This is a genomic window from Neobacillus massiliamazoniensis, assembly GCF_001048695.1.
Lineage (GTDB): Bacteria > Bacillota > Bacilli > Bacillales > Cytobacillaceae > Neobacillus > Neobacillus massiliamazoniensis.
The window spans coordinates 1,370,150-1,394,578 of record NZ_CVRB01000001.1; the positions used below are offsets into that span (position 1 = coordinate 1,370,150).

20 protein-coding genes are annotated in these 24,429 nt (G+C 35.6%); 19 read left to right on the forward strand and 1 reads right to left on the reverse strand.

Features of this window, described 5'->3' with window-relative positions:
• The first annotated feature begins 227 nt into the window (after positions 1-227).
• The 9 genes from BN1082_RS06455 (at position 228) to potE (ending at position 12,809) form a co-directional block, all read left to right on the forward strand.
• On the forward strand, positions 228-950 hold the full coding sequence (locus BN1082_RS06455) for a response regulator transcription factor (protein ID WP_090632387.1): 723 nt from the start codon (positions 228-230) through the stop codon (positions 948-950).
• A complete protein-coding gene (locus BN1082_RS06460; protein ID WP_090632391.1) occupies positions 928-1,992 on the forward strand; it encodes a sensor histidine kinase in 1,065 nt (354 codons plus the stop codon). Before BN1082_RS06455 ends, BN1082_RS06460 begins: the two co-directional genes overlap by 23 nt.
• Before the next feature lie 460 nt (positions 1,993-2,452).
• Positions 2,453-3,844 carry an alkaline phosphatase family protein gene (locus BN1082_RS06465; RefSeq protein WP_090632395.1) on the forward strand — a complete coding sequence of 464 codons (1,392 nt, stop codon included), beginning with the start codon at positions 2,453-2,455 and terminating at the stop codon, positions 3,842-3,844.
• 288 nt (positions 3,845-4,132) lie between these two features.
• Positions 4,133-4,807 (forward strand): hypothetical protein, encoded by a 675-nt coding sequence (locus BN1082_RS06470; RefSeq protein WP_090632398.1) that lies wholly within the window; start codon positions 4,133-4,135, stop codon positions 4,805-4,807.
• Between the two features lie 236 nt (positions 4,808-5,043).
• Positions 5,044-5,856 carry an ATP-binding cassette domain-containing protein gene (locus BN1082_RS06475; RefSeq protein ID WP_090632402.1) on the forward strand — a complete coding sequence of 271 codons (813 nt, stop codon included), beginning with the start codon at positions 5,044-5,046 and terminating at the stop codon, positions 5,854-5,856.
• 2 nt (positions 5,857-5,858) lie between these two features.
• Positions 5,859-6,560, forward strand: a complete 702-nt coding sequence (locus BN1082_RS06480) for a hypothetical protein (protein WP_090632406.1) — start codon at positions 5,859-5,861, stop codon at positions 6,558-6,560.
• A 282-nt stretch (positions 6,561-6,842) separates the two neighbouring features.
• Positions 6,843-9,029: an ornithine decarboxylase gene (locus BN1082_RS06485; RefSeq protein ID WP_090632409.1), complete on the forward strand. Its 2,187-nt coding sequence runs from the start codon at positions 6,843-6,845 to the stop codon at positions 9,027-9,029.
• A gap of 95 nt (positions 9,030-9,124) precedes the next feature.
• Entirely contained in the window at positions 9,125-11,314 is a 2,190-nt protein-coding gene (locus tag BN1082_RS06490) for an ornithine decarboxylase (RefSeq protein ID WP_090632411.1), read from the forward strand.
• A 157-nt stretch (positions 11,315-11,471) separates the two neighbouring features.
• Positions 11,472-12,809 carry a putrescine-ornithine antiporter gene (potE, locus tag BN1082_RS06495; RefSeq protein WP_090632414.1) on the forward strand — a complete coding sequence of 446 codons (1,338 nt, stop codon included), beginning with the start codon at positions 11,472-11,474 and terminating at the stop codon, positions 12,807-12,809.
• Between the two features lie 102 nt (positions 12,810-12,911).
• Here the strand turns inward: potE and BN1082_RS06500 are convergent, their stop codons facing one another.
• On the reverse strand, positions 12,912-13,556 hold the full coding sequence (locus tag BN1082_RS06500) for a GntR family transcriptional regulator (protein WP_176699675.1): 645 nt from the start codon (positions 13,554-13,556) through the stop codon (positions 12,912-12,914).
• Between the two features lie 491 nt (positions 13,557-14,047).
• Between BN1082_RS06500 and BN1082_RS06505 the strand changes: the two genes are divergently transcribed.
• The 10 genes from BN1082_RS06505 (at position 14,048) to BN1082_RS06550 (ending at position 24,427) form a co-directional block, all read left to right on the forward strand.
• A complete protein-coding gene (locus BN1082_RS06505) occupies positions 14,048-15,043 on the forward strand; it encodes a metallophosphoesterase family protein (RefSeq protein ID WP_090632420.1) in 996 nt (331 codons plus the stop codon).
• Positions 15,043-15,828: a tyrosine-protein phosphatase gene (locus tag BN1082_RS06510; RefSeq protein ID WP_090632424.1), complete on the forward strand. Its 786-nt coding sequence runs from the start codon at positions 15,043-15,045 to the stop codon at positions 15,826-15,828. Before BN1082_RS06505 ends, BN1082_RS06510 begins: the two co-directional genes overlap by 1 nt.
• Positions 15,829-15,882: 54 nt before the next feature.
• On the forward strand, positions 15,883-16,713 hold the full coding sequence (locus BN1082_RS06515) for a metallophosphoesterase family protein (protein WP_090632427.1): 831 nt from the start codon (positions 15,883-15,885) through the stop codon (positions 16,711-16,713).
• 260 nt (positions 16,714-16,973) lie between these two features.
• A complete protein-coding gene (locus tag BN1082_RS06520; RefSeq protein WP_090632429.1) occupies positions 16,974-18,290 on the forward strand; it encodes an ABC transporter substrate-binding protein in 1,317 nt (438 codons plus the stop codon).
• A gap of 103 nt (positions 18,291-18,393) precedes the next feature.
• On the forward strand, positions 18,394-19,365 hold the full coding sequence (locus BN1082_RS06525; protein WP_090632432.1) for a carbohydrate ABC transporter permease: 972 nt from the start codon (positions 18,394-18,396) through the stop codon (positions 19,363-19,365).
• 17 nt (positions 19,366-19,382) lie between these two features.
• Positions 19,383-20,204: a carbohydrate ABC transporter permease gene (locus tag BN1082_RS06530; RefSeq protein WP_090632435.1), complete on the forward strand. Its 822-nt coding sequence runs from the start codon at positions 19,383-19,385 to the stop codon at positions 20,202-20,204.
• A 22-nt stretch (positions 20,205-20,226) separates the two neighbouring features.
• Positions 20,227-21,294 carry an ABC transporter ATP-binding protein gene (locus BN1082_RS06535; RefSeq protein WP_090632438.1) on the forward strand — a complete coding sequence of 356 codons (1,068 nt, stop codon included), beginning with the start codon at positions 20,227-20,229 and terminating at the stop codon, positions 21,292-21,294.
• Positions 21,295-21,520: 226 nt separating this feature from the next.
• Positions 21,521-21,859: a YmaF family protein gene (locus BN1082_RS06540; protein ID WP_090632442.1), complete on the forward strand. Its 339-nt coding sequence runs from the start codon at positions 21,521-21,523 to the stop codon at positions 21,857-21,859.
• 718 nt (positions 21,860-22,577) lie between these two features.
• Positions 22,578-23,903, forward strand: a complete 1,326-nt coding sequence (locus tag BN1082_RS06545; protein WP_425412131.1) for an Nramp family divalent metal transporter — start codon at positions 22,578-22,580, stop codon at positions 23,901-23,903.
• 212 nt (positions 23,904-24,115) lie between these two features.
• Positions 24,116-24,427 (forward strand): HMA2 domain-containing protein, encoded by a 312-nt coding sequence (locus BN1082_RS06550; RefSeq protein WP_090632449.1) that lies wholly within the window; start codon positions 24,116-24,118, stop codon positions 24,425-24,427.
• The last annotated feature ends 2 nt before the right edge of the window (positions 24,428-24,429 follow it).

Here is a 24,429-nt window from a genome sequence, read left to right on the forward strand (position 1 = left end):
AAAGAAGAGGTTTTTTAGTTCTATTAATATATGAAAAGGACATCATGAAATTGATTTAAAATCGGATGCCAAGTATTCTTAAGTTGCAGGTAGTGGTAATTAATGAGGTTTATGGTATAACTTAGAAGAACTTAGACTTCTATGCTTATAACTTTGTATACATAAACAATATTAAAATCAAACTTCTTTGTACTTTTTGATATAAATGGGACCTTGGAGGGAAGCTTATGAATCTATTAGTTCTAAACGGACCAGTATTAGTCATTGATGACGATCCATCTCTCGTTACCTTTCTTAAGGATTATTTAGAAGCCTTAGGCTGTGAAGTGTATAGTGCTAAAAACGGGCAAGATGCACTGAATCTTATTGGGAAGCTGTCTCCTGCATTTATCATATTAGACCTAATGATGCCATTTTTAGATGGATATGAAACTTGCAAAAAAATAAGAAAAACAAGCCAAGTACCCATTCTTATGCTTACAGCAAAAATTGAAGAAGAAGACAAACTCCGAGGCTTGTATATGGGTGCTGACGATTATTTGACAAAACCATTTAGTCCACGGGAACTTGTCGCTCGTATGCAAACGATTTTAAGACGGTGTTTAAATAAAACTGATTTTTTCATTAAACTTTCGTGCGGATATTTTTTTTATCATGAAGAAAAGCATATGTTTTTTTGGAAAAGGTCTCCTATTCATTTGACATACCAAGAAGCACAAATTGCCATTTACCTTTTGGAAAGTAAAGGGAAGGTATGCACACGTGAACAATTACTCAATTGTTTATATCCTAATGGTGACTCTGATGTAGTAGATCGTATTGTTGATGTGCATATCGGGAATATTCGGCAGAAAATACGTGCAGTGGACTCCAGTTTTAACTTAATTAGAACGATACGAGGAATTGGATACTGTTTGGAGGCCCCAAATGAAAATGAAGCTTTTATATAAATTATTGGCCATCAATGCCTTTGTTATTATAGCAACTGTTGCAGGAATTAGTTTGGGCTTTAGGCATTATTCTATTTCATTAATTGAACAGAACCGCATGATGGCTTATAACAATTTTCTTACGTTTAAAGAAACAACGCAGCGTTATTTACTCTATACAAGTCTTACCATTATTCCTCTCTCGATTCTATTCGGATGGATTGTTACACGTGCCATTGTTCGTCCATTAACGAAAATGCGTGGACTCCTCGAACAAATTGGAAAAGGGAATTACATGGTCCGGTTTCATGTACGTTCTAAGGACGAGATAGGGGATCTTGCCCAATCGTTCAATGAAATGAGTAGAGAATTAGAAAGAATAGAACGCCTTAGGCGTAATTTAGTTGCCGATGTGGCACATGAACTACGAACACCATTGTCAACTATTCTTGGATATATAGAAGCAATGAAAGACGGGATTTTGCCGGCAACACCACAACTTTTGTCAAAAAGTTATTCCGAAGTTCAACGTATAGTTCGTTTAGTAGAGGATCTACATCAATTAACCTTAATAGAAGGAGAAAACCGCAACGAAAATTGGCATGAAACGATCGATGTAAAAAAATGTGCTGCGGAAGTGGTTGAAAACTTTCTTTTAAGGTGGAAAGAAAAAGCTATTCATTTTCAAATGAAAACATCAGAAAATCAAATATTGGTAAAGATGAAAAAATCACGTTTAATCCAGCTTTTTATAAATTTATTTGATAATACCGTTCGCTACACTCCATCAGGTGAGTCCGTCCTGTTAGAAATAAAAGTTTACCAACAACAAGTCTACATAAAATTAACAAATACTGGAGTGGAAATTCCCGATCAGAGCCTTCCATTGGTGTTTGAACGTTTTTACCGAGTTGATCAATCAAGATCCCGGGAACAGGGTGGAGGTTCTGGGATCGGACTTGCAATTGTGAGTGATATCGTTAAACGATCAAACGGAGAGATTTGGGCTACAAGTACAAATAGTAAAACGACCTTTCATATTCTATTACCTTTAAGTAATTGATGCAGTCTTTTTTCATGATAACTGGGGCTAATGCAAGGCCCTTAAATTATATTTTTGATGGTATGGGGCAATTACAATAGAAAAAAATTATTTTACGATTATGAATAAATATCATTAAGAAAATCCGCAATTGTTTCTCTTTTTTTGAAGAGAAAAAAGCAATTAAGACGAGTGTAAGATGTTATTGTAACGGCATGTGCATTTAAAAAAGTTTGGTAACTTCACCAAGCTTTTTTGTTTTGAGGAATACTAAGTACCTTATTCACATGGAAAAAACACACACGGTTACACTATGTTTCGTAGTACTAAAAGGCTATTCGTTCTGTTTGCTAGATGAGTATTTAATCATAAGAATATTCAAACAATATTTACACCTTCTTAACACTGGATTAATAATTGTGTTTTATTCTTTAGTTGTTAATGAAAATTAAAATTTGATGAGAAAACTCATTATTTTTTAATGAAACTAAAGGAGGCTGTTATTTTGATTAAAAGCATACTAAAAAAGAGGATTTTACCTATAGCGGTATTATCTACAGTAGCTTTCGGAACCTTGCTCGGTACACTTAATCATGATGTTAAAGCAGAAGAAGCAAAACAAAACAATGCAGAAATTAAGAATGTTATTTTCTTAATTGGCGACGGTATGGGGGTTTCCTATACTTCTGCCTATCGTTATTTAAAAGACAACCCTTCAACAAAAGAAGTAGAACAAACGGAATTTGATAAATATCTTGTTGGACAACAAACTACATATCCAAATGACCCTCATCAAAATGTTACAGATTCAGCCGCTGCAGCAACAGCGATGTCAGCAGGTATTAAAACATATAATGCAGCAATTGCTGTTGATAATAACGGTTCATCTGTAAAAACAGTACTTGAAGCTGCAAAAGAAAAAGGAAAGTCCACTGGATTAGTTGCGACTTCGGAAATTACACATGCTACTCCTGCCGCTTATGGCGCACATGATGTAAATCGTAAAAATATGAATGCTATTGCCGATGATTATTATGATGAAATGATCAATGGCGGACATAAAATCGATGTAATGCTAGGCGGCGGATTAAGCAATTTTGTTCGTCCAGACCGCGATTTAACAAAGCAATTTCAAAAAGATGGTTACTCTTACGTAACGAATAAAGATGAAATGCTGAAAAGTGAGAATCCTCGTATGTTAGGTTTATTCTCCCAAGGCGGAATGCCTAAAATGCTTGACCGTGAAGCATCCATGCCTTCTTTGAAAGATATGACCGATACAGCATTGAATAAATTAAGCCAGAATAAAAAAGGATTCTTCTTAATGGTTGAAGGAAGCCAAATTGACTGGGCTGGTCATGATAATGACATCGTAGCAGCTATGAGTGAAATGGAAGATTTTGAAAAAGCATTTAAGGCTGCAATCGATTTTGCGAAAAAAGACAAGCATACTCTAGTTGTTGCAACAGCTGACCATTCAACCGGCGGGTTCTCTATCGGTGCAAAAGGTGAATATAACTGGTTTGGAGCTCCTATAGCAGCTGCAAAGCGTACACCAGATTTCATGGCAGAGCAAATTGCAAAAGGTGCTGACGTAGAGCAAACTCTTAAAAACTATATTGATCTCCAACTAACACCTCAAGAAATCCAATCTGTTAAGAAGGCTGCTGAATCCAAGAAAGTAGAAGACATAGATACAGCGATTGAGGCTATTTTCGACAACCGTTCATTTACCGGATGGACAACTGGCGGGCATACCGGTGAAGATGTTAACGTGTATGCGTATGGTCCTGGCAGTGACCGATTTGCTGGAAACATTGACAATACTGACCAAGCGAAACTTATCTTTGACATTCTAAAAAGTGGTAAGTAATTCTTAATAAATAGGCTGTGTTAAAGGTCATTGTTGATTTTTGAAACTATGTTGATTGGAGCGGAAGGCGCGAGACTCCTTCTGGAGTACGGGGCAGGGGAGACCCCACAGGCGCAATAGCGCCGAGGAGGCTCCCCGGAACGCCCGCGGATGCTCGCTTCTTGAGCGCAAATCAACAGGCAAGTTTAACACAGCCAATAAAAAAAATAAATATCCCCGTTGGGCCGTGGTGTTCAACGGGGACTTTTTTTTAACCATGCTTTTTATTGAAATAGAAAGGGGATTTTTATGAAATTATTAATGCCAATGATCCTAATGCTATCCACTATCTTGTTTGGCTGCAATGCAGTTCAAAATGTTGAATCTAAGGCGAAAGCAACTGAAAAAAAGACTGATAAATCAACTGAAGTTAAAAAAAGAGCCAAATCTTTATCTGAGATCTATGTCCCAAATCCTCAAGTCTCCGATGATAGAAATCTTCTAAATGTGGGGCAAACCATAAAGGATAGTAAAGGTACAGAAAATTTAAAAGGGATTGCCTCCCTAAATAAGAACTTTACGATTGGACCCATTGAAATGAAAATTAAGAATGTCAAGCATATTCATAATTTGCCGGCATACTCCTTAATGGATTACTTTCATTATTATACGGAAAACTATACAGAATTTGATTATATTAAAGTAGAAGTTGAACTAGTAAATCATTCAGACCAATTAGTGCATTTTGGACCTATTGCCCATTTACAAACAAGTAATGGTGAGACCCGAAACTTCGAAGATGACTTTTATATAGAGTATTTGGGTGGAGAAATCGAGCCAAATGGTTCTAAGCAGGGAGCACTTGGATTTATTGTTGAAAAATCAACTCCAGATTTAAATTGGGTAGAAATTCAAACTAGCGATGTTCTTGATAAAAACCATAAGGAAATTGGACAGTCACAAACAATTAAAATTAATTTTTAAATAGATTATTTGAATAATTATATGCACCTCAGTATTAAAAGAGCGGAGGTCTACAGAGATATGTAGATACTTTGTAAAGGTACCACTAAGATAGATTTTAAGACATAAATTTTCGAGAAGCTACAGCTTCTCTTTTTTTGTCCAATAAAATTTAGTATTTACATACCATTTTATATAAAAATTGGTAAAATATAATTTAAGAAAATAAATTAAAATCAAAACAGGGTTGTGTTTTTATGGAAAAAGTCATATTTGAGGCCGTAAATTTAAGTAAGGAAATAGAGGGCAACCTAGTTTTACAAAACCTCTCCTTTAAATTTGAAGACAAAGTGGCTGCCGCTATACAAGGACATAATGGCTCAGGAAAAAGTACATTGTTGAAAATACTAGCAGGAATTTATGAGCCATCCAGTGGGAAAATCATAAGAAATACAAGAAGGATAGGCTATGTACCCGAGCATTTTCCAGAGAACCTAAGATTTAAACTAAAAGAATATTTAGTAATCATGTCTTCCTTTCATGGAATATCCAGGAAAGGTATAGAATTTGAGCTCTCCAAATTAATAGATTTGTTTGAAATTGAGCAATTTCTGGAAGTCCCACTTAAACATTGTTCAAAAGGAACAAAGCAGAAGGTAGGAATCATTCAAGCCCTTTTAGCGAAACCCGATGTACTTCTCTTAGATGAACCGCTAACTGGTCTGGACAGTAGTTCTCAACGGAATCTTATTCACCTTTTAGAAAAGCTAAAAAAGGAAGTAACCATCATTTTTACTACACATGAAGACGTAATGATTGAAAAATTGGCCAATCAAATTTTGTATATAGAAGCGAGAGGGATTTTATTCTCAAATGAAACACGAAAAAAGAAAAGGTTAATTAAAGTAGAATTTCCTCAGAAAGAGGTTTTTAAGGACCTAGATTCCATTCATATTCAATATGAAGGTAATACTGCTGTGATTACGGTCGATTCAGCAATGTGTGATCAAATATTAATTAGCTTATTGAATAAGAAATGTTCTGTGCTAGAAGTAAGAGAAATGAGGTAAATATGTCTGGTCTTATTCGGTACCAATTCATTAGTTATATTCGTTCACTTAAGATGATCCCTCCATTAACCATATTTGGGGCATGGGTGTTTATTTTATATGCTTATAAAAATGTCCCAATATTAAGCAGTTATGCAGTGACAAGTATAGCCATTTATTTAACTATGACTTGGGTAACGATGGGTGTTTTATTAATTGAGCAAGAAAGTGAGAAACATATCCTTTTTGTCCAAATTGGCAAGTTACGATATTTATGGGGAAAGTGGATTTTATGCTTACTAGTTGTCTTCATATTGATGTTGTTTGCAATTGGTTATCCCATATTGATGAATAATTTTAAAGGACCAATCACTCTGATTCAAATCGGCCTATCAATCTATAGTCATTTCTTTTTAGCTTTGTTCGGTATTTTGGTGGGTTCCTTTTTCGCTTTCACTCCTTTTGCGTCAAGTAAATATTCGTGGCTGTTAGCGGTGCTAGTAATTGTTGTATCTATTTCTTATGAAGGATTAGTCGAAAAAGTAGAAGTATTAAAATGGGGACTTATCCTATTTCCGCCGGTAACGCAAGTGATTAAATACTTGAGCAGTGATGATGTAGTACATATTACGACCGACTTTTGGATGCATGTATTGTGGGTGTTAGTTTATACAGTTATTGGATTTATTGTTCTTGTAAAGATATTTTTTAAAAAGGAAAGATAAGTTATATCACAAAAATAGGAATGAATGATATTTAAGCGTACAGTCTTATATAACTAAAGATCCCCAGTTTACAAAAAAACGACTCAAAATTCACATTCTGAATTTAAGAGTCGTTTTTTTTTGTAGCGATTATAAAGGCTAGTTAGCAGTGAATAAATTTGGAAACTCCTTTAAATAATAATTGTTGTAATTGCTACGAAACAAATTATATTTTCCATTGGGACTTGCTCTCTATTCTTTAAGTTCACCAAAGGCTAATTTTAATAAAACAAGGAGGAAATGATGGGACATTTTAAGATTGCATGTAGTTCTGAAGCAAAGGAGTTCTTTTTAACTGATCGAAGTATCATTGAATTAAATGAAACTGATTTTTCAGATGTAGCCGCTGTTGTGTTAACAGATAAAGAAACAAGCTTCATTAATAAAGTGGACGAAACGAAATTTGGTATCCCTGTTTTTGTGATTCTTACTAATAACAATAAGCTTGATGATAGCTTAGTTGGTAAAGTTTACCACATTTTGGATAGCAGTCAATTTTCCTTAAAGGTTTACAGCGGGCAAATTGAAGATGCTGCATCCCAGTATGAAGCAAATGTGCTGCCGCCATTTTTTCGAACTCTAAGTGAATATGTAGGTAAAGGTAATATTCAATTTGATTGTCCAGGACACCAGGCTGGTCAATTTTTTCGTAAACACCCAGCTGGTAGATTCTTCTATGAATTTTACGGTGAGAATATATTCCGTTCCGATATTTGTAATGCCGACGTGAAATTAGGCGATTTATTAATTCATGAAGGTCCAGCCATGGATGCAGAAAAGTTTGCAGCTACTGTGTTTAATGCAGATAAAACCTATTTTGTCTTAAATGGAACAAGTACTTCCAACATTGTTGTCACAAACGCAGTTGTAGCCCCTGGAGATTTAGTATTATTCGATCGAAATAACCATAAATCCAATTATAATGGGGCTCTTATTCAAGCTGGAGGTATTCCTGTTTATTTAGAAACCTCCCGGAATCCATTTGGATTTATTGGTGGTATTGATGATCATTGCTTTGAGGAAGATTATTTGCGTACTTTAATTGCCGAAGTTGCTCCAGAAAAGGCAAATGAAAAAAGGCCGTTTCGCTTAGCGATTATTCAATTGGGTACTTATGATGGAACCATCTACAATGCACGTCAAGTGGTGGATAGAATCGGACATCTTTGTGATTATATATTGTTTGACTCAGCATGGGTTGGATATGAACAATTTATTCCGATGATGAAGGATTGCTCTCCTTTATTATTAGAATTACATGAAAACGATCCTGGAATTTTTGTTACACAGTCTGTCCACAAACAGCAAGCAGGGTTTTCACAAGCATCACAAATTCATAAAAAGGATAGTCATATCAAAGGGCAAAAGCGTTATGTCGATCATAAACGATTTAATAATTCCTACATGATGTATGCCTCTACCAGTCCTTTCTATCCGTTATTTTCCAGTTTAGATATTAATGCGAGAATTCATGAGAATGATGCCGGGCGAAGACTATGGGCTGACTGCGTAAAATTAGGGGTTGAGGCACGAAAATCCGTTTTAAAAAATTGCACCTTAATCAAACCATTTATTCCACCAACTGTTTACGGAAAGAATTGGCAGGATTATGAAACAGAGGAAATTGCAAATAACCTAGAATTTTTCAAATTCCACCCAGGTGAAAAGTGGCATTCATTTGAAGGCTATGGTGAGAATCAATATTTTGTTGACCCAAATAAATTCTTGTTAACTACTCCAGGGATTGATCCAGAAACAGGAGGATATGATGACTTTGGCATACCTGCAACCATTTTAACCAATTTCTTACGCGAAAATGGAATCATCCCTGAGAAAAATGATTTGAATTCCATCCTATTTCTGCTAACACCTGCAGAAACACCTACTAAAATGCAAAACCTTGTGTCTCAATTTGTTCGGTTTGAGCAATTTGTTAAGGAGGACGCCCCTTTAGGTAAAGTTCTTCCAAGTATATATAAAAACCATAGCGATCGTTATGATGGGTACACAATAAGAATGTTATGCAAGGAAATGCATGATTTTTATAAGGATTTAGATGTTAAAAAGTATCAAAGGGATTTGTTTAGGAAAGTAACATTCCCGGAAATTGCCATGTCTCCTCAGGAAGCACGATCAGAATTATTGCGAAACAACACAAAGCTTGTTCCATTAACAGATATTGTTGGAGAAATAGCGCTTGAAGGAGCACTTCCATATCCTCCAGGAATTTTCTGTGTCGTTCCAGGTGAGAAATGGAGTAAGACTGTCCAACAATATTTCTTAGCCTTAGAAGATGGCGTCAATCGTTTCCCAGGTTTTTCTCCGGAAATTCAAGGCGTTTACTTGCAGGCGACAGTGCAAGGTATTCACTTGGACGAGGGAAAAGATGGAGTTAAGGCATATGGGTATGTATTAGATCGAGAAAAATAAAAATCATAGCGATCGTTAATGCTCAAAAATTAAGATTTTACACTTATTGTTCGCCTTTAAAACTACTTTAAAAGCAGAAAGAAAGGAGAAAAATGATGAAACACTTAAAGATTGCTTGCAGTCCAGAATCATTGAAATTCTTTTCAACAACACGTGAAACAATTGAATTAGGAAATACTGATTATACTGATGTAGCTGCAGCGGTTGTAACTGATGAAGAAACATGCTTCATTAATGAAGTAGATAGCACAAAATTCGGTATTCCAGTATTTGTGATCAAATCAAGTTTAACTAAACTTGCAGATGACATCGTTGGTAAGGTTTACCACATTATGGATGGTAATCATTTTGACATAAACCTTTATAGCAGACAAATTGAAGATGCAGCATCCCAGTATGAAGAAAATTTACTCCCACCATTCTTTAAATCATTAACTAGTTATGTGGATCAAGGTAATGTTCAATTTGCCACCCCTGGACACCAAGGTGGACAATTCTTCCGTAAACACCCTACTGGCCGTTACTTCTATGAATATTATGGAGAAAACCTATTCCGTTCAGATCTTTGTTGCTCCGATGTGGAATTAGGTGATCTATTAATTCATGAAGGACCACCAGTGGATGCAGAACAACATGCTGCACAGGTGTTTAATGCAGATAAAACTTACTTTGTAATGAATGGTACAAGTACTGCTAACTCGGTTGTATCGAATGCTATTGTAGCACCTGGCGATTTAGTGTTGTTTGACAGAAATAACCATAAATCGGTTTATAATAGTGCTTTAGTACAAGCTGGAGGTATTCCGGTTTATTTAGAAACTGCCCGTAACCCATTTGGATTTATTGGTGGTATTGATGATCATTGCTTTGAGGAAGATTATTTGCGTACATTAATTGCCGAAGTAGCTCCAGATAAGGTAAATGAAAAAAGGCCATTTCGCTTAGTGATTATTCAATTGGGGACTTATGATGGAACCATCTACAATGCACGTCAAGTGGTGGATAGAATCGGACATCTTTGTGATTATATTTTGTTTGACTCAGCATGGGTTGGATATGAACAATTTATTCCAATGATGAAGGACTGCTCTCCTTTATTATTAGACCTACATGAAAATGATCCTGGGATTATTGTCACACAGTCCGTACACAAACAGCTTACAGGTCTTTCACAAGCATCACAAATTCATAAAAAAGATGGTCATATCAAAGGTCAAAAACGTTATGTCGATCATAAACGATTTAATAATTCATTTATGATGTATGCCTCAACCAGTCCTTTATATCCGTTATTTGCCAGTTTAGATGTTAATGCGAAAATCCATGAGAATGATGCCGGGCGAAGACTATGGGCTGACTGCGTAAAATTAGGGGTTGAGGCACGAAAATCCGTTTTAAAAAATTGCACCTTAATCAAACCATTTATTCCACCAACTGTGTACGGAAAGAACTGGCAGGATTATAAAACAGAGGAAATTGCAAATAACCTGGATTTTTTTAAATTCCATCCAGGGGAAAAGTGGCATTCCTTTGAAAGCTATGGAGAAAATCAATACTTTGTTGATCCGAATAAATTCTTGTTAACTACTCCAGGGATTGATCCAGAAACAGGAGAATATGATGACTTTGGTATTCCTGCAACCATTCTTAGCAAATTCTTATCAGAAAACGGTATAATCTCAGAAAAAAATGATTTGAATTCCATCCTATTTCTTCTAACACCTGCAGAAACACCTACTAAAATGGAAAACCTTGTGTCACAATTTGTTCGGTTTGAGCAATTTGTTAAGGAGGATGCCCCTTTAAGCAAAGTTCTTCCAAGCATATATAAAAATCATATTGATCGTTATGATGGGTACACAATAAGAATGTTATGTCAGGAAATGCATGATTTTTATAAGGATTTAAATGTTAAAAAGTATCAAAAGGATTTGTTTAGGAAAGCAACATTCCCAGAAATCGCCATGTCGCCTCATGAAGCACGATCAGAATTATTGCGAAACAACATAAAGCTTGTTCCATTAACAGATATTGTTGGAGAAATAGCACTTGAAGGAGCACTTCCATATCCTCCAGGAATTTTCTGTGTCGTTCCTGGTGAGAAATGGAGTAAGACTGTCCAACAATATTTCTTAGCTTTACAAGAAAGTATCAATCGCTTCCCAGGTTTTTCTACGGAAATTCAAGGCGTATACTTGGAGCAGCCTGCAACTCAAGGCGTTCACTTGCACGAGGGAAAAAATGGAGTTCAGGCATTTGGTTATGTTTTAGATCGAGAAAAATAACAAAAAACCAGGCAAATCCATGCCTGGTTTTTTGCATTACATTCACTTGCTAAATGTTCCCATATAAAAGGGAGAATGAAGTTACTCCTATTTCCACATGCTAATTTTATAAGAAAATCGCTATTTTATGAAATAATAAATAAGGAGTTGTGAAATAATGGCCGAACAAAAAAATAAGATGAATGTAGTACAGCTGACCATATTAACAGCTGTTAATATGATGGGTTCTGGGATTATTATGCTTCCAACGAACCTAGCGCAAGTTGGTACGATTTCTATTTTATCTTGGCTAGTAACCGCATTAGGGTCATTAGCTCTTGCCTATGGCTTTGCTCAATGTGGAATGTTTAGTCGTAAGTCTGGGGGTATGGGGGGCTACTCTGAATATGCTTTTGGTAAATCAGGTAGCTTTTTGGCCAATTATACTTATGGTATTTCATTGGTCATTGCAAATGTTGCTATTGCAATCACTGCAGTTGGTTATGCCACAGAACTTTTTAATGTAAAGCTTTCTCCTGTTTCAGTTGGAATATGGACTATTATTGTTTTATGGTTAACAACTGTCTTTAATTTTGGAGGAGCTCGAATTACAGGAAAGATTGGTGCCGTAACTGTATGGGGAGTCATTATTCCTGTTGTCGTCATCAGTATTATCGGTTGGTTTTGGTTTAGTGGTTCACGATATGTTGGAGCATGGAATCCTCATCACTACTCATTTGTTTCAGCGGTAGGCAAATCAATTTCTATTACATTATGGGCTTTTTTAGGGCTTGAATCGGCTTCAGCCAATATGGATGTAGTTGAAAATCCACAAAAAAATGTACCTATAGCTGTTTTAGGTGGTACTCTGGGTGCTGCTGTCATTTACATTGTTTCAACCAATGTTATTGCTGGTATCGTTCCTAATGCTGATTTAGCAAATTCAACCGCCCCGTTTGGTCTGGCATTTTCACATATGTTTAATCCAACCATTGGTAATATCATTACTGCCTTAATGGTTATTGCATGCTTTGGATCTTTATTAGGCTGGCAGTTCACCATTGCACAAGTGTTTAAAAGTTCAGCAATTGAAGGGTATTTTCCAAAAATATTTGGCAGAGTAACATCTACAGATACACCACTTGTTGGTATGTTGATTCTTACCATCGTTCAAACCATCCTATCCTTAATGACGATCAGTCCAACATTAACCAAGCAATTTAATGTATTGGTCAACCTGGCTGTTGTTACGAATTTAGTTCCATATTTATTATCGATGGGCTCTGTAGCCGTTATGATTAGGATAGGGCATGGTTCCATTCAGAGAAGAAGACTAGCTACATTCATTGCCTTTGTAGGTTCTGTTTATAGTTTATACGCCCTATACTCTTCAGGATTTCAAGCCATGACATATGGGGCGATAGTGACATTCGTAGGGTGGACATTATATGGATTTATCTCTTACCGCTTTGACTTAAAAGAAGATGAATTCAACCCAAATCCTAAATTAACGTAAGTAAGAATTACGATCAAAAGGATTACTGGGAATGAAATTAATAATAATATATAACGCCTTGAAGGAAGTCCTTCAAGGCGTTATATTTAGTCTTTCGTATTTTTAAATCGAACCGCTCACCATGACTCGTTCACGGGTTTTTTGGCGAAATTCAATTAATAATTGTCTTGCCTTTTCATAATTTTCCTCTAATAATGCCTCGTAGATTGCCCCATTATAATGAGCACCTGAGAAAAATCTTTGCTGAGGATAAAGCTTATAGCTTGCAACAGCACTCATCACAATTTTATCTCGATGAGAGTCCATAATTTGCAGCATCACATTGTTATTTATGGTTGCGATAATGCATCTTATAAATGATAGGGAAAGATTAGCATATGAGAAATAGTCATGTTCTTTTTCCATTACTTGTTGATCTAAAATGGACTTTAACTCATTAAGATTAAACTTATAAAGATCGTATTGTTGGACTGTCTCTAGCACAAAAATTTGATGAGCAAAAGTCACCTCAAACATTTCGAAGATTTCTTTAGTGGATACATCTTTTACCATAACTCCTCTATTTTTTAATGCTACCACTAAACCTTCTAATTCTAAGCGGGCGATCGCATTTGAAACCGGCGTCCGGCTCATTTCCAGCTCCTCTGCAAGCTTATATATCGATAATAGACTCCCCGGCATGTACTCACAGGATAGAATCTTCTGTCGAATCGTTGTGTAAGCAGTATCAATAAGAGATATAGACATCATTCAAATTCCTTTCGCTAGAACTATAAAATAAATAGAAATTTTATAAGGAAATTTTCCTAATAATTGTATTAAGTGTAATAGAAGAAAAAAGCTTTAATTTTTTTAACAATCGCTCTGTTAAACTTGCCTGTTGATTTCCGCTCCCCCCTGCCCCGTACTCCCGCAGGACATTGAATTACATCCTTGAATCCGCCCACGCACGAAGGAAATGCGATAGCATTTTCGAGGAGTCTCGCGCCTTCCGCTCCAATCAACAATGAGCTTTAACATAGTCTAAACAATAAAGTGAAATTATTCATATAAAGCTGACATCACTTTATTATACCTATTCGCCCCATTTTTTTTAAGAAGAACACAGGGATTTACAAACTCTTTTATCTTTTTACAATTATTAATAATTTTACAACAATTATTTACGCTTAATTAACATTCCATTAACATGCTACTAGTACACTAATAAACGAAAGATATTGAAAAGGAGAATGTGAATGGGTACCTTAATTGACCAAAAAAAAGCGATGGAAATTTATTTCCAAGATAAAATGATTACTACTGATAAGCGCCCATGGTACGGTGATTTGAAGCCGACGGAGACAGGGGACTTTTCGTTCGCTGTTGTAGGTGATCGTTGTGGGATTACAACTCCAGGTATCTTTGAAAAAGGAATGGAGATCGTTCAAGAATTAAAGCCAGATTTTGTATTATCCGTTGGAGATTTAATTGAAGGCTATTGGAATAGCGAAGCAGAAGCACATGAGGAATGGGATTATATTGATCATTTATTAAAAAAAATCAACCTTCCTTTTTTCTCTGTCATTGGAAATCATGATTATGGTAATGAAACAATGGCAAAGGTTTGGTGTGATCGTAAGGGTTTTGATTACTATGCGTTCCGATATCATGATGCACTATTTTTATTTTTAAATACGGAAGAATCACCAGGATCTATGACAGAAGACGGAGGCTTTGGGGACATATTTCGAAAGGTAATAGAAGATGTCAAACTAGAGCCAGAAAAATCGAAGGAGCATGTTCAAGGATTTTTCAAGCAAATGATGGGTAAGTTTTCAGAAGAAGATTTGGGAAAAGGTAATATTTCAAATATTTCAGATGAGCAGCTTAAATTTTTTGAAAATGTGCTAAAAGAAAACGAAGATGTAAACCAAACTTTTGTATTGCTACATAAGCCTGTATGGAAAACAGAAGAAACCCAATTTCTACGACTTGAGAGTATGCTGAAGAACAGAAAATACACGATGTTTGCAGGGCACCTTCATCAGTTAGAGGTTATGAAAAGAAACGGTCATGATCTTATTCAAATGGGAAGAACTGGCGCATGCTGGCATGGTGATAGTGTTGGATCTATTGATCATATTCTCTGGGTAACAGTTAAAAATGGGGAAACGAATTTTAAAGTAATTGAGCTTAATGGAGTTTCGACGCTAGAAAAATTTACAATCAACGAAAAAACTGAGGCGATCTAATGATAGAAAAAACGATAGAGCAGTGTTTATTACCTCTTAAAGGTGTTTTCAACTTTCGCGATATGGGTGGTTTTGAAACTCTAGATGGAAGGAAAGTGAAAAAGGGAATTTTATTCCGTGCAGCTGAATTAACAGGATTAACTGAAGAAGATAAGACATATTTAGAAACATTAAATTTAAAGTATGTATTTGATTATCGTGACAAAATGGAGGCAGACAAAAAACCAGACCCGGTGATTGGACAAGCTAAAAACGAACGAATTCCAGTCAATGATTTCGATAAAACTGCAGCACAAGTATCCTCTGAAGATATGGTTAATGGGGGATTTTATAAGCTATTTACGAAAGAGATGTTCACAAATTTGTATTCGAACATGCCTATTCAAAATGCATCGTATAAAAGACTTATGACACTTCTTAAAAGACCAGAAGAGAATTTGCCTCTTGTTCATCATTGTACGGGTGGACGCGACCGTACAGGAGTGGGTGCGATGCTAATACTGATGACACTTCATGTACCATATGAAGCAATAATAGAAGATTTTTTGCTGTCGAATTATACGTTAGAAGGTTTTCATAACCAAATGTTTGATGAAGTTGCTAAGTTTTTTTCTGAAGAAGAGCTTGATCGATTTAAAGACGTGTTTCTATTACAAGAAAATTATTTGCAAGCATCTATGGATTCTATAGTAAGTAGCTACGGTAACTTTGAAACCTATCTTGTGGAGGAATTCGGCATTACAGAACAAATTCGAGAAAACATTAAAGATTTTTGTTTAGAATAAGTGTTCTTTGAATCATTCGATTTTTAAAAATTATACTGAGCTGGAGGTATATTCATGAACAAACTTAATTTTGTCCATATTACAGATACACATATTTTACAAGAATACAAAGGTAGTTTTCTAGAAAAGATGGTTCGGCCAAATAGTAATCCTTCTGATAATTTAATCAAAACTTTAGAAAATGTAAAATCTTTACCACATAAGCCCGATTTTATTTTAATTAGTGGGGATTTGGTACATGAGGGTAAGGCAAGTGATTATGAGTACTTTAAACAAATCATTGAGGATCATGTAATAGACATCCCTGTTTATACAGTTCTTGGCAACCACGACGTTACGGCTGCGTATTGGGAAGGTTTCGCAGGGAAAGCAAATTGTACTGATCAACTTTTCTATGAAACAGATATTAATGGTTACAGATTAATTGTCCTAGATTCAAGCTATGATCATAGCGGCGTTGGTATGGTTGATTCAGAACAGCTAAATTGGCTCGCTAATGTACTAAAAACTCCAGCTGAAAAAGGTAGCTTAGTGGTTGTTCATCACCCGCTTGAAGCAGGTGAAGTGAATGATGGTCACGCTCTTACAAATTCTAAGGAACTTCTAAGCATCATTAATGATAGCGATGTAATCGCTGTGTTAAGTGGACATACCCACCAGAATAAAATAAGTAATATTGGGGATATTCTGTTATCCACTGCAGATAGTATAGCTTTTGGTGGAAATGTTAGTAACGAGAGCTTTCAAATGAATGATCGTACGGGCTTCAGCTTATGCACGGTTGATGAAAATGGACTTGCTGTTCAAACAGTAAGATTTCCTGATGATATAACAGTATTTTTAAGTTTTTCGTTTAAAGAATTACAACAATTACAACCAAAATAAAAGGCTCTGATAAACTTGCCTGTTGATTCCCGTTCCAGGCGCTCGCTTTCCGCGGGTGGTTCGGGAGCCTCCTCGGCGCTATGCGCCTGCGGGGGCTCCCTTGACCCGTCTTTCCCGCAGGACGTTGAATCAGCATCCTTGAATAAACACCGACGAAGAAAATGCGATAGCATTTTCGATGATCTCGCGCCTTCCGCTCCAATCAACAATGAGCTTTAACATAGCCAAATAAAAAAATTTTGAACGAAAGGAAACATCAAATGAAATCTAAAAAGTTTTTTCTACTATTCATTGTTTCTATGTTCTTAATCTCAGTTTTGAGTGCATGTTCATCATCTACTAAAACTTCTAATGATGCAGTATTGGGAAAATTAGATCCAAAGAAGCCAATAAAAGTTACTTTCTATTCCTATAGTTTAGCTGCTCCAACAATGAAAGCAGGGATGGAGCATTTAATTAATGAATTTAATGACACGGTTGGAAAGGAAAAAGGAGTAATTGTTGAAGGGGTACCAGATCCAACATATCAGCAATACAAAGCTGATATAGCAGCAGGAAAACAAGTAGATGTGATTCAGCACACATTTCCGACTTTAGATAGTTCAAAACAAACTCTTGGTTTGAAAGCATATGAAGATGTATTCCCTAAGCAAGAATTGGAGCAACATTTCAAAGGCATTTCTCCAAATGCATTAGAATTAGGGAAAATTGATGGCAAGATGTATGGGTTAGCCTTCACATTTAGTACTCCAATTGTTTTTATCAATGGGAAATTATTTGAAGAAGCTGGCTTAGACCCAAACAACCCACCTAAAACATGGGCTGAAGTAAAAGAAGATTCTTTGAAAATTAAAAAAGCAACTGGAAAAGATGGTTTCGGTCTAGCCCCAGATAACGGTTGGATAACAGACGGGGTAATTTTAAGTAATGGCGGCGAGGTGCTTTCTAAGGATAGAAAGAAAGCGGAATTTGCCAGCAAACAAGGTGTTGAAGCAATTGAAATGTGGAAAGATTTATATAAAAACGGTGCAAGTGCAGTAGGTAGCGACAAAGATTTAGCTGGACAATTCATGGCTGGAAACCTTGGTATGTATGTTTCGTCAACTGCTTTACATAGCGGTGCATTAAAGGCTGCTAAGGCAGGTGGCTGGAAACTATACGGTGCTGCATTGCCGCAATTTGGTGATAAGCCATCAGTGCCAGTAAACTCAGGAAGTGCTTTAGCAGTGAGACCAGACTCTCCAGAAAAAAATGCTGCAGTTTGGGAATTTGTTAAGTTTGCCACTGGAAATGAAGGTTATAAGATTATTACTTCCGAAATAGGTTACTTGCCTTTACGGACAGGATTAGCAGATGACCCGAAATATTTGAAAGATTTTGTTGATCAAAATCCGTTATATAAAATAAATCTTAACCAATTATCACATATTCACCCAGTAGCTATTTGGCCGGGAGAATATGCAACAGAATCTGCAACTATTTATACAAATGCTATTGTAAAAGCAGTATCAACAGATGCTGATGTTAAAAAGACTTTGACTGATGCTCAAAACCAAATTAACGATATGATTAAATAAACTTGCTCAAAGTATAGATAACCAAAAAACAAATGTGTCGTGAAAAATAAATACTATTTTTTAAGGCACATTTGTTACTTTTTAATGAAAGAAAGGAAACGGTATGAGTAGATCAATCGAAAATAATTATAGCCCGCCATTGTCCAATGAAACCCACATTATTGGAAGAAGTGAATCGAATAAACGTAAGAAAAGAAACACGTTGAAACCGTATTTATATTTATTACCGGCTTTTTTGTTTCTCGGTATCTGGATGTATAGGCCGTTAATTTCAACTTTCATTTTAGCCTTTCAAAAATGGAGTATGGTACCAGGAACTACTCCTATACCTGTAGGATTAGAAAACTTCGTTCGTTTAGTAAGTAATAAAGACTTCGTTCAATCTATCGGAAACACAATTTTTTATACTGTAGGTTTGCTTCCCTTTTCTATTATTATCCCATTGTTTTTGGCTGTTACAACAAATGATATGAAAGGAAAAATGAAAAATGTATACCGGGTTATCTTTTTTATGCCGATGATTTTAGCGCCAGTCACGATCAGTACCATTTGGGGATGGCTATTTCATCCATCGAATGGTTTAGTAAATATATTGCTGATGAAGCTGGGGTTAATTGATAAAAACATTGCCTACTTTTCTGATCCACATTTTGCTAAATGGATTATATTATTAATCACGGGGTGGCAAATGGTTGGCTTCAGTACCATCATGTTTTCTGCTGCATTAACAGGTATAAACAAAGACTATTATGAGGCAGCTTCTTTAGATGGTGCAGGTAGATTTAAACGGTTTATAGACATTACACTCCCATTATTATCGCCAACTATTATTTTTATGATTACAATGAGTATTTTATTCTCAAGTCAATGGACATTCGCTTATATTGATACTTTAACCACTGGCGGACCTTTTGGTACATCATCTAATATTTATTATGAAATGTATAAATATGGGTTTTCCAACTTGAATGTAGGTTTAAGTTCAGCAGCGTCATTATTGTTCTTCTTCATTTTTGGTATTATCGCATTAGTACTTAACTATTTCTCAAGGAAATTTGCATTTTATGATAATTAAGTTTGGAGGACACGAAGATGAATAGGAGGAAAACAAGATCATTGAATGTGGTTCAACATATTTTATTGATCATCATGTGTTTTATTGCTATTTTTCCGTTTTATTGGATGGTAATCTCATCGTTCAAGAATGAATCAGAGATTTTTACTGCTTCGTTCATTCCTTTAAAGCCTACTTTGGAAAATTATGTTTACGCTTTTTCGAATATGCCGATTGTTAAAATGATGTTCAATTCATTTGTAATCGCAATACTTATGACGGCATCACAACTGATCAGTAGTCTCTTAGCTGGTTATGCACTTGTACGCTGGCAATTTAAAGGGAAAATATTAATTTACACTTTGCTTAGTTTAACATGGTTAATTCCAATTCAGGCAATTATGATTCCAAACTATATTCTTATTAATCAAATGGGATTAAATGAAAAATTGTTAGGCATTGTATTGCCTTTTGGAGTATCGACATTTGCTATTTTATCACTTTATCAAAGCTTTAAAGCATTTCCTATAGCGCTAATCGAAGCAGCAAGACTTGATGGCGAAAGTGATTTCGGTATTCTACTTAAAGTTATATTGCCTAATATTAAATCGTCCGTTACCTCTCTTGGCATTTTATTATTTATTAACGGGTGGAATGAATATTTATGGCCAATTCTTATTACTAAGAAGATGGAAAATGCTCCAATCCAAATCGGATTACGATCATTCGTAAGTTCAGACGTTAATATGTGGGGTTCACTTATGGCAGCTACAACAATTTCTTGTCTCCCAATCTTAATTATTTATCTTGTGTTACAGAGACAAATTGTCGATTCTTTTGTCAAATTTGGAATAAAATAACATATTATTAGGAGTTGGAAAAATGGGGAAAATCACCATTAGCAATATTAAAAAGGCCTTTGGTTCTAATAATATATTGAAAGGCATTGATCTAGAAATACAAGACGGCTCCTTTACGATTCTGCTTGGCCCTTCAGGGTGTGGAAAATCAACCTTACTAAGAATAATTGCAGGTCTTGAAGAACCAACAAGTGGAAATTTACTTATTAATGAAGAAGATGTCACATATGAAGAACCAAAAGATAGAAATATCGCAATGGTCTTTCAAAATTATGCGCTATATCCTCATATGACAGTATATAAGAATATCGAATATGGACTAAAAATTAAAAAAGTACCTAAACAAGAACGTGAAGAAATCATTTCAAATGTCTTAAAGATGGTAGAGCTTACGGATCACGTTAATAAACGTCCAGCTCAATTATCAGGTGGACAACGTCAACGTGTTGCCCTTGCTCGTGCGATTGTGAAGCGTCCCCATGCTTTTTTAATGGATGAGCCACTTTCTAATTTAGATGCTAAACTGAGAAATCAGATGAGACAAGAGTTAATTGAATTGCATAGACAGTTGAAAACAACATTTTTATATGTTACACATGATCAAGTTGAGGCCATGTCAATGGGTTCATATATTATTATTATGAATCAAGGGGAAATCATGCAGCAAGGTACGCCAAAAGAGATCTATACGAATCCGGCAAATTTATTTGTTGCACAATTTATCGGTTCACCGCCAACAAATATCATTGAATTCGATGAAATGTATTTAGGTATACGTCCTGAAGAGATTGGCCTTGCAAAAACGAACAATATAAACAATGATGTAATTATTCGGGGAAAAATTCTTACACAAGAGCAGTTGGGTGGAGAAACCATTTATCGTGTGAACACGAATATTGGAAAGATTAATATAAAAACACAAAGCTGCTGGGATGAAATTGGTGAAGATGTTTATGCTCATTTCTCCTATGACAAATTAATGGTATTTGATAAACAGGGTAATAGAGTTGAAAAAGATGATAATATAATGGAAGCAATTAAAAAAATAAACAATGAACAAATCAATGAAAAAGAGCTTGTATATAGTTGATTATGCTTAGATTAATATTTTATCTAAAAAATTCCACCACAAGAGCTGTGGTGGAATTTTTAAATTTAAAGTATTTTAGTCGATCAAAATAAATATTAATAGTAATAAAGCTTTAGTTTAGGAGGGCTAAATACTAAAAATGAATGAACAATACCTATAATGATAAATTTGAAAGCTAGTAGGCGAAAAAAAAGGCTGAATGTAACTAATTCAGAGAGGTGAGTATATGGATAGGGTAGGTAAAGATGATTTTGTAAGCGGGTTTGTACCACATCATAATCATGGTTCGGTTGATTATACTTCGGTTGAGGTGGGGCATGTTCATCAGTGTTTAGATGTTACTTCTCCTCCTATACAGACTCAGGATCAAAGCCATATTCATTATACGGAGGGATATGTTGTCTTTGAAGATGGGCATACCCATCATTATAAGGCTTATTCTGGACCAGCGATTCCTGTGGGAAATGGCATGCATGTCCATTATTATGATTTTTATACTACTGAAGACAATGGACATCGCCACCGTGTAAGAGGTGTTGACCGGCCAGCGCCTGGTAATAAATAAAATCAACCAAGGATTTTTTTGAAATGTGGATATTTCACGATAACAAGGGGGTGCTACGGCAGCCCTTTTTTTAATAGGCTGTGTTAACTTGGCTGTTGATTTGCGCTCAAGAAGCGAGCATCCGCGGAGTCTCCTCGTCGCTTAAGCTCTCACCTGCACCGTACTCCCGCAGGACGTTGAATCAGCTTCTTCGAATCTACATCGCACGAAGGAAATGCGATAGCATTTTCGAGGATCTCGCGCCTTCCGCTCCAATCAACATAGTTTCAAAATCAACAATGCCCTTTTCACTACTATTTGTTTTTATCGGACAAATAAGTTGATACAGATGAATTTTTTTATATTTAGGAATATTTTTTGGTTGCAGGAAACTTTCAGAAAATGTAAAATATAATAAAAATAAAGTGAGTGAGTATGAATGTATACATCAAAACGAGTAAAGAAGAAAATCTTACTAAATTCATTGCTATGTAAATTGTTAGGGATTATTAGTGAGCAAGACTTTAAGGGTATTGTAGGTGAAATTCATACGGGAGGAAAATAACGAAAGAAAGGTTGGGAGGATTTTAGGTAGCAGCGTACAATGTGTTAAATCAGCAATAAGAATATTTTTTTTACCTTAAAGTTTCCTTTGTGCAAAAAAAATGTATAAGCACAAAGTTAAAAGAAACAAAAGAGGAGGAGAGATTGTTTGAGTGCAAAAGAAGCGGTAGCCCAATTGGAAAATGTAAAGGAGGCATGGAGAAAAGAAAATCATATTCCAAGCTTACAGGAAGTTCATAAGTCTATTCCGATTAAAAAATCAGGCAGTTTTTTTCGAAGATTATTAGGGTTTATGGGTCCAGGTTATTTGGTAGCAGTTGGTTATATGGATCCTGGAAACTGGGCAACCTCGATTGCAGGTGGATCCTCCTATGGGTATACCCTTCTCTCGGTTATTTTTATCTCCAATTTAATGGCGATTTTATTACAAGCTTTATCGGCTAAATTGGGCATTGTTTCTGGCAGAGATTTAGCGCAGGCTTGCAGGGACCATTATAGTAAATCAGTTTCTTTTTTGCTTTGGGTTTTATGTGAATTAGCTATCGCAGCATGTGATTTGGCTGAGGTCATTGGTTCGGCTATTGCCTTGAATTTATTATTTAACATCCCGCTTGTCTATGGAGTATGTATTACAGCATTGGATATTTTACTTGTTTTGCTTTTGCAGAATAAAGGTTTTCGCTATATTGAATCATTTGTAATTGCTTTAATTGTAACGATTGCCGTCTGTTTTGGAGTGGAAATCTTCTTGTCAAAACCTGAATTTGCGGGCATTGCAGCTGGCTTTATTCCAAGTAGTCAAATTATTACTAATCCTACTATGCTTTATATTGCCTTGGGAATTCTTGGAGCAACGGTCATGCCTCATAATCTCTATCTTCATTCTTCGATTGTTCAAACAAGGAATTATGAGGACACGAAAGAGGGGAAACGTTCTGCAATTAAGTATGCGACGATCGATTCAACTATTGCCTTAATGCTTGCATTGTTTGTGAATGCTTCCATTTTGATTCTATCAGCTGCTGCTTTTCATACTACCGGGCATCATGAGGTTGCAGAAATTCAAGATGCGTACCATTTGTTAGATCCGATCCTTGGTTCGGGGATTGCAGCGATTTTATTCGGTGTTGCCTTACTCGCTTCTGGTCAAAATTCTACCTTAACGGGGACGCTTGCCGGTCAAATCGTTATGGAAGGGTTCTTGAATATTCGCTTAAAACCTTGGTTACGTAGGCTAATCACAAGGATGATTGCGATTATTCCGGCAGTAGTTGTCACCCTGATTTATGGGGAAAAAGGAACGGGTGAATTACTCATTCTAAGTCAGGTGATTTTATCACTTCAATTATCGTTTGCTGTCATTCCACTCGTCATGTTTACAAATGATAAAAATAAAATGGGCGAATTTGTAAATTCGAAATGGGTGAAATGGTTAGCTTGGATTGTAACAGGGATTATTGTGGTGTTAAATGCGTACTTGCTTTGGGGGACTTTCTTCTAAGATAAAGATTAGGCTCATAAAATGGGCCTAATTATTTTTTACTAGTAAAAAATACCCTTTTTTCCAATTATAAGTTTACTTGGAAAGGTTTACATATTATTATTAGGTTAATCAATTTATACGAGTGCAAAAAAATATCTATCAATAAACTTTTTTGGTTTATTCAAACATATTTTATGTTAGTAACAATCAATTTTCAGGAGTATGGTTGTATGTTGAAAAAAGTAAAAGAATTAACGCTAGCTAGTCGGATTCAAAAAATGCTAAAAAGACATTGTATTGAAATCGTCCATTATATTCCAGGAAGAATACGGCTCCAGTCGATCTTTTGGAAAAATAATTATGATACAGTTGGTCAATTAATCTGTCATTTTGAGAATGAGGCTAGAATTTATTCGGTTCAATACACACCAGAAACAGGTAGTTTAGTATTTACCTATGATGGCAGTCTAGCTGATAATGTCAAGCTGTTAGAAGCCTGGGCAGAAAAAATTGAGAGGATCTTATTAAAAGGAAAGTATTAGAG

Coding starts and splice junctions, on each gene's coding strand:
- BN1082_RS06455 (WP_090632387.1), top strand. CDS start 228: ATGAATCTATTAGTTCTAAACGGACCAGTATTAGTCATTGATGACGAT.
- BN1082_RS06460 (WP_090632391.1), top strand. CDS start 928: ATGAAAATGAAGCTTTTATATAAATTATTGGCCATCAATGCCTTTGTT.
- BN1082_RS06465 (WP_090632395.1), top strand. CDS start 2,453: ATGAAACTAAAGGAGGCTGTTATTTTGATTAAAAGCATACTAAAAAAG.
- BN1082_RS06470 (WP_090632398.1), top strand. CDS start 4,133: ATGAAATTATTAATGCCAATGATCCTAATGCTATCCACTATCTTGTTT.
- BN1082_RS06475 (WP_090632402.1), top strand. CDS start 5,044: ATGGAAAAAGTCATATTTGAGGCCGTAAATTTAAGTAAGGAAATAGAG.
- BN1082_RS06480 (WP_090632406.1), top strand. CDS start 5,859: ATGTCTGGTCTTATTCGGTACCAATTCATTAGTTATATTCGTTCACTT.
- BN1082_RS06485 (WP_090632409.1), top strand. CDS start 6,843: ATGGGACATTTTAAGATTGCATGTAGTTCTGAAGCAAAGGAGTTCTTT.
- BN1082_RS06490 (WP_090632411.1), top strand. CDS start 9,125: ATGAAACACTTAAAGATTGCTTGCAGTCCAGAATCATTGAAATTCTTT.
- potE (WP_090632414.1), top strand. CDS start 11,472: ATGGCCGAACAAAAAAATAAGATGAATGTAGTACAGCTGACCATATTA.
- BN1082_RS06500 (WP_176699675.1), bottom strand. CDS start 13,556: ATGTCTATATCTCTTATTGATACTGCTTACACAACGATTCGACAGAAG.
- BN1082_RS06505 (WP_090632420.1), top strand. CDS start 14,048: ATGGGTACCTTAATTGACCAAAAAAAAGCGATGGAAATTTATTTCCAA.
- BN1082_RS06510 (WP_090632424.1), top strand. CDS start 15,043: ATGATAGAAAAAACGATAGAGCAGTGTTTATTACCTCTTAAAGGTGTT.
- BN1082_RS06515 (WP_090632427.1), top strand. CDS start 15,883: ATGAACAAACTTAATTTTGTCCATATTACAGATACACATATTTTACAA.
- BN1082_RS06520 (WP_090632429.1), top strand. CDS start 16,974: ATGAAATCTAAAAAGTTTTTTCTACTATTCATTGTTTCTATGTTCTTA.
- BN1082_RS06525 (WP_090632432.1), top strand. CDS start 18,394: ATGAGTAGATCAATCGAAAATAATTATAGCCCGCCATTGTCCAATGAA.
- BN1082_RS06530 (WP_090632435.1), top strand. CDS start 19,383: ATGAATAGGAGGAAAACAAGATCATTGAATGTGGTTCAACATATTTTA.
- BN1082_RS06535 (WP_090632438.1), top strand. CDS start 20,227: ATGGGGAAAATCACCATTAGCAATATTAAAAAGGCCTTTGGTTCTAAT.
- BN1082_RS06540 (WP_090632442.1), top strand. CDS start 21,521: ATGGATAGGGTAGGTAAAGATGATTTTGTAAGCGGGTTTGTACCACAT.
- BN1082_RS06550 (WP_090632449.1), top strand. CDS start 24,116: ATGTTGAAAAAAGTAAAAGAATTAACGCTAGCTAGTCGGATTCAAAAA.